We start from the raw sequence: 12322 nt of genomic DNA, 5'->3' as shown, positions 1-12322 counted from the left end.
TAACTCATGGTTTTGGGTATAGGATGGGATAGATGTTAAATGACTGATGATTGATAGCGATAGATCTGGTGGTGGAATATGGAACAGTTTTTAGCTAGACAACCTATTTTTGATACAAAACTTAATGTATTTGCTTATGAATTGTTATATAGAAGCGATGACCGTTTCAATACCAGTGTTTTTTTTGATGGCAATCAGGCTACGTCGAAAGTGATCACCCAATCGATGATGGTTACTGATTTTTCAAAGCTTGTTGCAAATAAAATGGCATTCATCAACTTCACCGATCAGTTGATCCTTGAAGAAATTCCGCTTCTTTTCGATAAGGATAAGCTTGTCGTTGAAGTGCTTGAAGATGTGCCGGTCACTGATAAGCTGATTGATGCCATTATCAAATTCAAGCTGATGGGATATACAATCGCTCTTGACGACATGGTTCTTGATGGACCCACAGAGCCGCTCATGAAGTATGCGGATATTGTAAAAGTAGATTTTATGATGACCTCGCCTATGGATAGGTTGGTCCTGACAGAGAGACTCAAGCAGTTCTCGGTAAAACTACTGGCAGAAAAGGTTGAGACGATGACCGATTACCGCGAAGCGGTAAGACTAGGCTATCATTATTTTCAGGGTTACTTTTTTGCAAAACCGGATCTGATAAAGACGACGGATATCAAGACCATCTCGACTTCATACCTTAGGCTGATGCAGGAACTTTCAAGCGAATCGCCTGATTATGAAAAGTTGTCGAAGGTTGTGGAATCCGATGTGTCCTTGTCGTTTAAGTTGTTAAAACTCATCAATTCGGCGGCGTTCTACAGAAGCGCGAAAATTCAAACGATCAGTCAGGCGCTTGTGATGCTGGGGCTCAAAGAGCTTAATAAATGGGTGATGCTTCTGATGCTTCAAGAAGTAAGTGCGGACAAGCCGGACGAGCTGGTCAGGACGGTCCTTATCCGAGGGAAAATGATGGAGAAGCTCGCTGAGCATCTTGGTCTGAAGTCGCTTGCCGATGAATCCTTTTTAACTGGTCTCTTATCGCTGATCGATATTATGACGAACAGGTCGCTTGACGATGTGCTAAGCGAGTTGCCGCTTGACGATATCATCATCAGTGCCTTAAAGGGGAACATCAACAAACTAGGTCATATGCTTGGACTTGTCAAAAGTTATGAACAGACGGACTGGACTGGCATGTATCAGTTTTGCAATGAACTCTCATTCAGCGAGCAATCACTGCCAACTGTCTATTTTGAGTCGATGCAGTGGGTAGAGGAGATATTGGACACCTATTAGCAGAAAGGAACTTCAATGAAAATATGTGATTGCGATGTGATTCATCCTGAAAAGGTCGAGTCCGCGAGAAAGCATATGCTGGATAATGACGAGTACCTGGGACTAGCTAGCTTTTTTAAAGCCTTTGGCGACTATAACAGGTTGAGGATTATCAGTGTATTAAAGGAACAGGAATTATGTGTTTGTGATTTGGCAAATCTACTGGATATGTCTCAATCGGCAATTTCACATCAACTGAGAATCTTAAAGCAGGAAAAGTTGGTGAAATACAGGAAAGAAGGGAAAGTAGTTTATTATTCGCTCGATGATGAACATGTTTTTTCAGTTTTTGATACTGGAAGACATCATGTGACGCATGGATGAATGATGATTGCATTAAAAGGGGTTGAAATCATCCCTTTTTTAGTTTATATTGGTATAGTTAGCACTCGTCTTTATAGAGTGCTAAAATCAAACAAGGAGGGTCATCATGAAAATTAGACCATTAGGAGAAAGAGTAGTAATCAAACGCGTTGAAGCAGAAGAAAAGACAGCTAGCGGGATTGTTTTACCTGGACAGGCAAAAGAACAACCACAAATTGCCGAAGTAGTTGAAATACCGCTTAATACTGATGCTGAGTTTCCATTAAGTGTCGGTGACCGTGTGATCTTTAAACAATACTCGGGATCTGATGTGAAAATCGGTAACGATACGTATACAGTAATTGATGTTGAAAACATATTGGCAATTGTAGAATAGGGAGGTTTTTGACATGGCAAAAGAAATTTTATTTAGTGAAGACGCGCGAAAAAGACTGGAAATCGGCGTTGATAAATTAGCGAACACAGTAAAAGTAACACTTGGACCAAAGGGCAGAAACGTTATACTTGAAAAAAAATTCGGATCGCCCCTTATCACAAATGACGGCGTGACGATCGCAAGAGAAATCGAACTTGAAGATAAGTTTGAAAACATGGGCGCGCAGCTGGTTAAAGAAGTAGCTACTAAAACAAACGATGTCGCCGGTGACGGTACGACAACTGCGACATTGCTTGCACAGGCGATTGTACGCGAGGGCCTGAAAAACGTGGCTGCAGGCGCTAATCCTATGATTCTTAGAAAAGGCATTGAAAAAGCGGTGAAGGTGGCAGTAGAGGAGATTAAGAATATCTCAGCGACTGTGGACACTAAATCGGCGATCGCCGATGTCGCTTCCATTTCAGCTGCCGATTCAGAAATTGGAGAGCTGATTGCTGAAGCGATGGAAAAAGTGGGAACAGAAGGCGTTATCACTGTTGAAGAATCAAAGACCATGACTACTGACCTTGAAGTGGTTGAGGGTATGCAATTTGATAGAGGATATATTTCATCTTACATGGCTAGTGACCATGAAAAAATGGTTGCCTCTTTGGAATCACCATATATTTTAATCACAGATAAGAAAATCACAAGCATCCAAGAGATACTTCCGATCCTTGAGAAAATCGTTCAAGAGGGCAGAAAACTGCTGATCATCGCTGAAGATATCGAAGGCGAGGCGCTAGCGACACTCGTAGTGAACAAGCTGCGCGGTACATTCGATGTGGTTGCCGTCAAGGCACCAGGATTTGGCGACAGAAGAAAAGCGATGCTTGAAGATATCGCCATTGTCACAGGCGGTCAAGTGATTTCGACTGAGCTTGGATATGACCTAAAGGAAGCGACAGTAGACATGTTAGGTCGCGCGCACCTTGTGAAAGTCGATAAGGACAGCACGACGATCGTTAACGGTGAAGGTGCCCACGATGTCATCCAGGAGCGTGTGAGACAGATAAAAATTCAAATTGAGGCTGCAACTTCAGACTTCGATAGGGAAAAACTACAAGAACGCCTGGCTAAGCTTTCAGGTGGTGTAGCGGTTGTCAGAGTAGGTGCTGCGACTGAAGTTGAAATGAAAGAAAAGAAACTTAGAATAGAAGACGCCTTAAACGCGACTCGTGCAGCTGTTGAAGAAGGAATCGTGCCAGGTGGCGGAACGGCTTATATCAATACGGTAGCCAAAGTCGAAGCGCTGATCGAAACACTGATGGGTGATGAAAAGACAGGCGCGATTATCATCAGACGAGCGCTAGAAGAACCTGTGAGACAGATCGCACACAATGCAGGTCTTGAAGGTTCTGTGATAGTGGATAAAGTACTTAACTCTGAGATCGGTATCGGATTTGACGCGCTCAACAACGTGTATGTCAACATGAAAGAAGCTGGAATCGTCGACCCGACGAAAGTGACAAGGTCCGCGCTACAAAACGCGGCATCTATTGCAGCGATGTTCTTGACAACAGAAGCAGCAGTCGCTGACATAGAAGAAGAATCACCAGCAGGAATGCCAGGCGGAATGCCGGGCGGCATGGGGATGATGTAGTTCGATCGTACTTTGTTCGAACCGCCCCACCGGCAAGGGAGCTTGTATTGTAGGTACCGAAGAGGTGAAGAAAGAGGCCATGGGCCTCTTTTTTATTTACATCAATGATATCCGTCCTACGGCCGGGTGAAATGTGCAAACACATGAAATACCTTCGGTATGATATATGCCCAGTGCATATGAAAGGATATTATATCATGGTTGTATAGCGACTATTTACATCGCAAAGCGATATATCACACCCGAAGGGTATTTCATTGCATTATATTGCATTTTGTTTTCATCCCCTTTACACTCACCTGAGAACGACTCCCAACTAGTTGACAACTTCACAAAACCGTGTTAAGTTGTAGTTAAGTAAATATTTGCACTAGGGGTGCCTTCGGGCTGAGAGCAATAGCAACCCTTCAAACCTGATCCAGTTAGTACTGGCGTAGGGAAGTGAGACTGATATCCTGGTGCATATTTTTTGTAGCAGTTTTTTATATTTTTGAGGAGGAATACTAGTTATGAGATCAAGAAATTACACACGTATGCTTGTCGAGGCGGGGATCATGATTGGACTTGCCTATGTGCTAAACCTTGTGAAGGTGTTTGAGATGCCGCAAGGTGGTTCGGTTACAGCAGGTAGTATGATACCTATTCTGATTTTCGCATTTCGTTGGGGTATCGGCCCTGGATTCTTGGCAGGTGGAGTGTTCGGTCTGCTTCAACTCGCCTTGGGTGGTTATATAGCGACTCCTGTGCAAGCACTGCTTGATTATCCGATAGCTTTTGCTGTTCTTGGACTAGCTGGTCTGTTTGCTACTTCCAAAGAAGTGAAGATCACAGGAGCTTTTTCAGGAATCATCTTGGCGATGGTCGCAAGATTTGCAGCACACGTCGTTTCTGGTGCCGTCTTCTTCGCAGAATACGCTCCAGAAGGTATAAATCCGTGGATTTACTCCATGACATACAACGGTGGATACATGGGTGTTGAAGCCTTAATCTCGTTTGTAGTTATCGTGGTGCTTGCAAAATCGATCAAACGTGAGATGCTGCTTCAGGCATAATCTGTACTATTTCAAATGTACGCCGTGTAGACCTTCCTACACGGCGCTTTTCGTTAGAAGCCACTTCGTTACAATAATTTATTATATTTGCTCTTGCTATTCCCTTTAGAAAAAGGTATTATATTCTCATAGAGAATCATTATCAATTAAGAATCAACCTAACTAATAAACCAAGCGGAGGAAATGAATTATGATGAATATTACTTTTGGCGGCAATACTGTTACAGTGAAACAAGCGGCTGCGGTTGGACAAAAGGCTCCTAACTTCACAGCGACGGCTCAAGACTTATCTCCTTTTGACTTTTACTCTAAAACAGATAATAAAGTAAAGGTGATCAGCGTCGCGCCATCAATTGATACGGGCGTTTGCTCACTTCAAACTCAGCGCTTCAATGAGGAAGCGGGTAAGTTGAAGGAAGATGTTCAAATCGTGACGATCACAGTCGACCTGCCATTCGCACAAAAGCGTTTCTGCGCTGCTGAAGGTGTGGAGAACATCGATGTGGTATCCGATTACCAGAACCGTGATTTCGGTTCAAAGTATGGATTCATGATCGAAGAGTTCAAATTGCTGTCACGCGGTGTGGTTGTCGTGGATAGGGACAACACGATCAAATATGTTGAATATGTAAATGAAGTGACTAATCATCCTGATTATGATAAGGCGCTTGAGGCGATTCAAGCACTGATCTAATAATTCTCCTGTTGACAAAGCGCTCAAACATTGTTAATCTGATGTCAATAGCATAGCAATTTCTTCAGGGCGGGGTGCGAGTCCCCACCGGCGGTAAAGCCCGCGAGCCGAAAGGTTGATCTGGTTAGATTCCAGAGCCGACAGTTATAGTCTGGATGGGAGAAGAACTTTAATTAAGTGATAAGACCACGCCCTGATTCTGATGAATCAGGGTTTTTTTGTCCCGAGAATTGTTATATCGCAATTATTAGATAATCTTTGGAGGGTTAACAATGAATAGGAATGTAAATCTTAACAAACTGGTAAAAATCGCAATTCTCAGTGCCATCGCTTTTGTAGTGATGTTTCTAGAGACGCCACCTGTCTTTTCATCGTTTCTAAAATTCGATTTCAGTGACATTGTCGCAGTGATCGGAGGGTTCGCCCTTGGTCCGATTGCAGGTGTGGTGATACAGCTTATCAAGAATCTGTTACACCTTCCTCTGTCTCAGACTTCTGGAGTCGGAGAGCTGGCAAACTTCATAGTAGGTAGTGCGTTTGTCTATCCTGCCGCGCTTGTCTACGCAAAGCAAAAAAATAAAAAAGGTGCGATTATGGGTCTGATCACGGGTGTGATTTCGATGGTAGTCATTGGCGTCTTGGCGAATTACTTCATTCTTCTACCTTTTTATGCTGCGATGATGGGCTTTACGATGGAGATGGTCGTAGATGCTACAAACTTCATGAATCCACTGGTTACAAACAAGCTGACATTCCTCATCTTTGCGATAGCGCCGTTCAACCTAATAAAGGGTTCAATCGTATCTGTTGTCACACTTTTGGTCTATAAGAGAGTATCCGGATTCTTAAACAAGCAAAAATAAATTAACCTTGAACAGACGAAGCTCGCTTCGTCTGTTTTTTTGATTAAAATGGAAAAACGTGTTATAAATTGTTTAAATGAGGTATAATAATTACCATAGTATCAGGCAGAAAATGATTTGGGAGGCAAGTATGCCAGTTATGTTACGGGTCGAAAATTACTGTGATGCTTCATATGTGGCATTTTCCAGTTCAAAACGATTTCGAAGTGATATGCAATTGGTCAAACGGTTCAATCATAGACCGGCGGATGCCCAAATGGTGAAATTCCATGAACTCGATTTTTCGGATATCGATATTGCAGGTACTGACCAGAGAATAGATTTTTATCATGATGCCCATGATGCGATTTTAAAGGTTGAGGGCCAAAATGCGGCATCCGGCGGTCACGACTGCTTCAGTTTGTTGACCGAGCAGGCGAGTCAAATAATTAGAGATGAGTTCGGGTGTGAGAAATTTACGCTCGGTGCCTATAAAGAAACAACAGAATTGATTCTCAATCAGTATAATGTCCTGCTGATTACATGGAGCGACGCTATTCGGGTAGCAATCTTGAGCATAAGTGAGGAAATGGCGGTAAGGATTATGGACAGAATCCTCTATGAACCCATACCAGAAAGTGAAAAAGAGGTTTTGCTCAAAGCAAGCGTTTCAGAACTCATCAATATCGTGATGGGACAGTCGTTAAAATACTTCAATGAACAAAATCAGGTGAAATTGGGAACCCCGCTTTTGATTCAAGCCATCGACGGGGCGCGCGTGATCTCAGACTTACCTGTGAAGCAGTCGGAATGTGGATCAGTAAGCACTCATATCAAATTGATCGGTATAAATTACTAGACATTAGGGGGAAACAAATGGCCAGAATATTAATTGCTGACGATTCAGCTGTAATCAGAAAAACGCTTAAAAGAATTTTAATTGGCGCTGGACATGACGTGGTTGAAGAAGCTAAAAACGGTGTGGAAGCGGTGGAGCTATATGCAAAATCGCAACCTGATATGGTGACGATGGATATTTCCATGCCGATCATGTCGGGTATAGAAGCAGTGAAGAATATCGTAAACAAATATCACGATGCGAAGATTATCATGATCAGCGCGATTGATGAAAAGAACCAGGTCTTTGAAGCGCTCGAGTGTGGGGCTAAACACTATATCATTAAGCCGTTTAACGAAAATACCGTTCTAAAAATTTTAGATGTCGTCATGGACTTCAGTCAAGGTGAAGGATTCTGAATGAGTATCTTTCTGCTGAATAGGCAAATAAAAAAATCGCTTTCGCGATTTTTTTTGTTTTTGTTTTCATGTAAGTTCGACTTCATCGCCGATTTGCGGGGTGTCGATTCGCTCTGCGAACGGTGAGACCAGTTCTCTCATCGCTTCGATCGCATCGGTCTCGCCGTGGGTGAGAATGATGTGCTCAAGTTTAGGCGTGGACTTCAACCAATTGATCAGGTCGGTCTGGTCGCCATGACCCGAATAACCACTCAACTTGTAGATTCTCGCCTTTATGGCGACTACCTCATCAAGCAGATCAATCTGAGGTTCTCCCTCGAGTATGGCCCTGCCTACAGAACCTTCGGCCTGGTACCCGACAAATATGATGGCCGTATTAGGTTTCCAAAGGTAATGCTTCAAGTGGTGTCTAATTCTTCCGGCATCACACATGCCACTGGCGGAAATGATGAGTTTGGGTGTGACATCGCTGTTTAGCGCCATCGATTTTTTCATGTCGTGGACAATGGTCAGATTATCGGGTGCGAAGGGCGATTGGTTTTTCATTAAATTAAGCTTCACTTCTTTTTTTAGTTCATCCATATGATGCAAATAGATTTGAGTGGCATCGATCGCAAGCGGACTGTCCACATAAATCGGATACTTGGCAATCTCCGAATTCGGATTGTTTTTCATGTGCGAATAGATATCATATAGAATTTGCTGGGTTCGACCTACTGAAAATGCTGGGATGATCGCTGTTCCGCCATGGGAGAGCGTATCAGTCAGCGCTTCTATCAGATCTGCGATCCTTTTTTCGCTTGGTGGGTGGATCCTGTTGCCGTAAGTTGTTTCACATATTGCGATGTCTGTGGGCGGCATCGATTTTGGTGCCGGTAGCAGAATCGGATTGGCAGTTCCCAGATCACCTGAAAAGGTGATTCTCTTTCCTTCGACGGTCAAGGTGGCAGAGCAAGCACCCAGAAGATGTCCTGTCGGTGTCAGCTCCAAAGTTAAGCCGCCATCGATGGTGACGGGTTCTCCTTCGGGTATCGGGTAAAAATAGGAGAGGGCGTTGTAGGCGTCGTCGGTATGATAGAGCGGTTCGACAGGTTCAAGGCCTGCGCGTTTTCTTTTTTTGTTTTCCCATTCCGTGTCGGCTTCTTGAATCTTTGCTGCGTCCAGCAGGAGTATCTCCGCGAGATCCTTGGTGCCTTTGGAGCAGTAGATTTTTCCGTGAAATCCGTCTTTTACAAGCTTTGGTATTCGGCCGGAGTGGTCGATATGGGCGTGGGTCAGAATCATGTTGTCGATGGTGGCGGGGTCGTAATCAAAGGGGTTGTAATTGAGTTTTTCTTCGGTTACGCTGCCTTGAAATAAACCGCAATCGATAACCAATGTCTGCTTTTCTGTGACCAGTCTGTAGTTTGAGCCGGTGACACAACCAGCTGCGCCGTGGAAGAATAGTTTCATAGTGAGCTCCTTAGTCTGTGACTTTTGTTAACTACTGTATACCCAAAGTGAATATGGCTCATGCAAACATTAATATTTTCTCTTTTGTTGATGATTTGTTGCTGAATTTAGCGTGCGATTAGGCTATACTTAAAGTGGTACGAATTCGGTTGAAAGGGGACTAATATAATGAAAATGTTAAAGGTAATTGAAAAAAGACGTTCGGTTAGAGAGTATAAAGAAAAAGCATTAGAGACAAAAGATGTTGATACGCTCAACTCCTTGCTAAAAGAAATCCCACAGGTAGTGGAGGGTGTCAACGTTAAGATGACATTTGTAAAAGAGGGGCAAAAGTTCTATTCTTCGATGGATGGACATGCCGGCTATCATGGAGTGATGATTCAAGCACCTCATTATATTGTGATTAGTTCAAATGAATCGGTGCACAATTTGAAGGCTTGCGGCTACGCAGGGGAATGGCTGGTTCTGAACCTGACTAAAGAAGAAATCGCCACTTGCTGGGTAAGTGCTAATAACGCAGAGGACATGATCGGTGAATACATAGAATTACCATCGGGAGAACAAGCGGTTGGAATCATTGCAATCGGTTATGCGAAACATGAAAGCCGCATAGGAAACATCTATGGAAACGCGGATTCAGGTTTATCGGCGCTAAAGCAACTGGGGTATCCGCATATTGATTCGGAGTACCTGAACAATCCAGTCAGCGGTCGCATGTCGATTGAAGATATCGTCTACATGAAGACCTGGGGTGAGAATGCCACAGTCGAAAAATTGGAAGAACTCGGATATGCGTCGGTATTCTTCTATATGCGTCTTGCACCATCTTCTGTGAACAGACAACCGTGGCGCTTTATTATCGACCGCGACCAATTTGTCCTAGCTATTTCTAGAGAGGACGGCTTTGAAGATGACAGGATGGCACTTTTAGAAGCGGGTATCGCGATGCTTTACTTCGAAGTGGCGATGCACGGCGAAGGGTATCCAGGCAAATGGCATTTTGAATCAGTAGAAAACAAATATAGTATTCCTGAGAATTATCTACTTGCAGGAACGTATACGTTTATGTAAAGAATAGTGCTTCGCTTCGCTGGCGAGGCACTTTTAAATGAACTTAGCTAAATTGGATGATATGAGGAATTTATGAAAAAATTAATGATTGTGATGATGATATCGGTCCTTCTGCTTACTGGGTGCGCGACAAACGTTGCGGCTGAAGGGGCATCAGGTCAAACCGACGAGAGCCAGCAAGTGACTCAAAGTGATCAGGACAAGTCCGCTGAAGCTGAAGCTGCACGTCTTGAAGAAGAAAGACTTAAAAAGGAAGCCGAAGAGGCTGCTGCTGCCGAAGAAAAAAGACTGGCTGAGGAAGCAAAAAGACTAGAAGAGGAAAAAGCGGCGAAGCTCTTGGAAATCGCCGAAAAGACTTACTACTCAAAGGATTTGACTTATGTTTACTCGGATGAGGCGATGACGGTCGAGTCTGGTATGGTGCTGGATCACCAGACTTCGGTTTGGGTGAAGGGAAGTATCTTGAATGAAGCCGGTGAAGTCGTAGCCTATCAAATAGAAGCAATTGACGGGGAAGCGGTTGAAGGATTCGTAAACGCCGCTCGACTCTTCAAGACCAGGCAGGAACAGATCAAGATGAGTTACGACGGGGTAGACTATTCCGCTTTTGAAAAGACAACATATGAGAAGAATCCACCGGTTGAAGTAAAAGCGGTGTATCTGACTCAAGCAACCGCTCGAAACGACAACGGAAGACTTGATGATCTGATCAAACTGGCCAATGAAACTGAAATCAACGCGTTTGTCATCGATGTTAAAAACGACGACGGATACCTGCTGTTCCATTCAGAATCCGCTGAGAAATATTTACCGCAGATGAATGACAAGATCGCGATCAAAGAGATTGCGCCTTTTATTCAAAAGCTTAAGGAAAATGACATCTACCTGATTGCCCGTATTGTAACCTTCAAGTCGCCACAATATGCGAGGACTTATCCTGATAGGGCGCTTCACTACCTGAACAGCGGGGCGCTATATTCGGACAGGGACAAGATTTCGTGGTCAACCGCATACGACAGGGACTTGTGGGAGTATGTGATCGGAATTTGCGAAGAAGCTGCGGATGTAGGCTTCGATGAAATTCAGTTCGACTACGTCAGATTCCCTGCGACGGGCGCGAAATTAGATAAGAATCTTGATTTTCAGAACGATCTTGACGAATCGAAAACCGAAGCGATACATAAATTCTTGTCCTACGCCTATGAGCGTCTATCGAAGAAAGAAGTCTACATAACAGCCGATGTTTTCGGTTGGGCGGCTACTTCGATCAATGATGTCGGCATCGGACAGCACTGGGAATCTGTCACCAATGTGGTTGACTATATCGCTCCGATGATGTATCCTTCACATTATGGACCTAATAATTTTGGACTCGCTGTGCCTGATGCGCAACCGTATGCGACAATTGACGCTTCGATAAAGGATGCGATCATGCGTAATGCGAACCTTGAAACACCTGCGAAATTGAGACCTTGGATTCAAGATTTTACCGCACGCTGGGTCAAGGGATATATTCCTTACCGGGCTGATGAAGTAAAGGCACAGATTCAAGCGCTTGAAGACAACGGTGTCTACGAGTACATGTTATGGAATCCAGGAAACGTCTATTCAGAAGATGCTCTAAGAGCTGAACAGGAGGATTAAATGTTACTGAGAGAACAAATCGCCAAAAAACTTTTGGAAATTAAGGCTGTAAGCCTTGTGGGAACCGATGACCTATTCACATGGGCATCAGGAATCAAATCGCCGATTTACTGCGATAACCGCCTAACGATGAGTTATCCTGAAGTTAGAAGGCTAATCGCACAAGGGTTTGCCGACCGTATCACTGAGGAGTTCGGTGAAGTGGATATCATTGCCGGAACAGCAACTGCGGGTATACCTCATGCTGCTTGGGTCGCGGATATCCTGAACAAGCCGATGGTCTATGTCAGATCCACTGCGAAGGAACATGGCAAAGGAAATCAAATCGAAGGTAAGTTGGAAGTCGGACAACGTGTCTTCCTTGTAGAAGATCTCTTTTCTACAGGCGGCAGTTCGTTAAAAGCTGTGGATGCGTTAATAGAGGCGGGTGCGGATGTACTGGCTTGCGGTGCTATCTTTACCTACAATTTCCCTGAGGTAGAAAAAAAGTTTGCCGATGCGGGAATCAAACAGTTCAGTCTGACTGATTATAAGACACTGCTTCCTATCGCAAAAGAGGAAGGCTATATCAAAGAAGCGGATTTCGAGGCGCTTAAGGCGTGGAGCGAAAATCCAAGAATTTTCACAAAATAG

General features: G+C 43.9%; 13 protein-coding genes and 2 riboswitches. Of the genes, 12 read left to right on the top strand and 1 reads right to left on the bottom strand.

What is annotated here, in order from left to right; all coding sequences use genetic code 11:
* Window positions 1–78 precede the first annotated feature (78 nt).
* The 9 genes from DWB64_RS04500 to DWB64_RS04460 all read left to right on the top strand — a co-directional run bounded on the left by DWB64_RS04500 (window position 79) and on the right by DWB64_RS04460 (window position 7522).
* A complete protein-coding gene (locus DWB64_RS04500) occupies window positions 79–1296 on the top strand; it encodes an EAL and HDOD domain-containing protein (RefSeq protein ID WP_129487005.1) in 1218 nt (405 codons plus the stop codon).
* Window positions 1297–1311: 15 nt separating this feature from the next.
* Window positions 1312–1659, top strand: a complete 348-nt coding sequence (locus DWB64_RS04495; RefSeq protein WP_129487004.1) for a metalloregulator ArsR/SmtB family transcription factor — start codon at window positions 1312–1314, stop codon at window positions 1657–1659.
* A gap of 106 nt (window positions 1660–1765) precedes the next feature.
* Window positions 1766–2035 (top strand): co-chaperone GroES, encoded by a 270-nt coding sequence (locus DWB64_RS04490; RefSeq protein WP_129487003.1) that lies wholly within the window; start codon window positions 1766–1768, stop codon window positions 2033–2035.
* 13 nt (window positions 2036–2048) lie between these two features.
* Window positions 2049–3677: a chaperonin GroEL gene (groL, locus tag DWB64_RS04485; protein WP_129487002.1), complete on the top strand. Its 1629-nt coding sequence runs from the start codon at window positions 2049–2051 to the stop codon at window positions 3675–3677.
* Window positions 3678–4039: 362 nt separating this feature from the next.
* Window positions 4040–4134: riboswitch (TPP riboswitch) on the top strand.
* Window positions 4135–4186: 52 nt separating this feature from the next.
* The gene (gene thiT, locus DWB64_RS04480; RefSeq protein WP_129487001.1) at window positions 4187–4729 is read left to right on the top strand and encodes an energy-coupled thiamine transporter ThiT; all 543 of its coding nucleotides are present in this window, start codon (window positions 4187–4189) and stop codon (window positions 4727–4729) included.
* 190 nt (window positions 4730–4919) lie between these two features.
* Window positions 4920–5423: a thiol peroxidase gene (gene tpx / locus DWB64_RS04475; RefSeq protein WP_206736645.1), complete on the top strand. Its 504-nt coding sequence runs from the start codon at window positions 4920–4922 to the stop codon at window positions 5421–5423.
* A gap of 56 nt (window positions 5424–5479) precedes the next feature.
* Window positions 5480–5594: riboswitch (FMN riboswitch) on the top strand.
* A 101-nt stretch (window positions 5595–5695) separates the two neighbouring features.
* Window positions 5696–6286 (top strand): ECF transporter S component, encoded by a 591-nt coding sequence (locus tag DWB64_RS04470; protein WP_129487000.1) that lies wholly within the window; start codon window positions 5696–5698, stop codon window positions 6284–6286.
* A 130-nt stretch (window positions 6287–6416) separates the two neighbouring features.
* The gene (locus DWB64_RS04465; protein ID WP_129486999.1) at window positions 6417–7124 is read left to right on the top strand and encodes a chemotaxis protein CheX; all 708 of its coding nucleotides are present in this window, start codon (window positions 6417–6419) and stop codon (window positions 7122–7124) included.
* Window positions 7125–7141: 17 nt separating this feature from the next.
* Window positions 7142–7522, top strand: coding sequence for a response regulator (locus tag DWB64_RS04460; protein ID WP_129486998.1), 381 nt, complete (start codon window positions 7142–7144; stop codon window positions 7520–7522).
* 66 nt (window positions 7523–7588) lie between these two features.
* Here DWB64_RS04460 and DWB64_RS04455 read toward each other — a convergent pair whose 3' ends face one another.
* A complete protein-coding gene (locus tag DWB64_RS04455; protein ID WP_129486997.1) occupies window positions 7589–8974 on the bottom strand; it encodes an MBL fold metallo-hydrolase in 1386 nt (461 codons plus the stop codon).
* A gap of 168 nt (window positions 8975–9142) precedes the next feature.
* On the opposite strand from DWB64_RS04455, the gene DWB64_RS04450 reads away from it, so the two are divergent.
* From DWB64_RS04450 to pyrE, 3 genes are all read left to right on the top strand, one after another.
* Window positions 9143–10045, top strand: a complete 903-nt coding sequence (locus DWB64_RS04450) for a nitroreductase family protein (protein ID WP_129486996.1) — start codon at window positions 9143–9145, stop codon at window positions 10043–10045.
* Between the two features lie 72 nt (window positions 10046–10117).
* A complete protein-coding gene (locus DWB64_RS04445; RefSeq protein ID WP_129486995.1) occupies window positions 10118–11689 on the top strand; it encodes a putative glycoside hydrolase in 1572 nt (523 codons plus the stop codon).
* The gene (gene pyrE / locus DWB64_RS04440; RefSeq protein WP_243118946.1) at window positions 11690–12322 is read left to right on the top strand and encodes an orotate phosphoribosyltransferase; all 633 of its coding nucleotides are present in this window, start codon (window positions 11690–11692) and stop codon (window positions 12320–12322) included.

This window comes from Fusibacter sp. A1, assembly GCF_004125825.1.
In the GTDB taxonomy this organism is placed as follows: domain Bacteria; phylum Bacillota; class Clostridia; order Peptostreptococcales; family Acidaminobacteraceae; genus QQWI01.
Note: the sequence above shows the minus strand (reverse complement) of the source record. Positions and strands in the feature narration are given on the sequence as shown.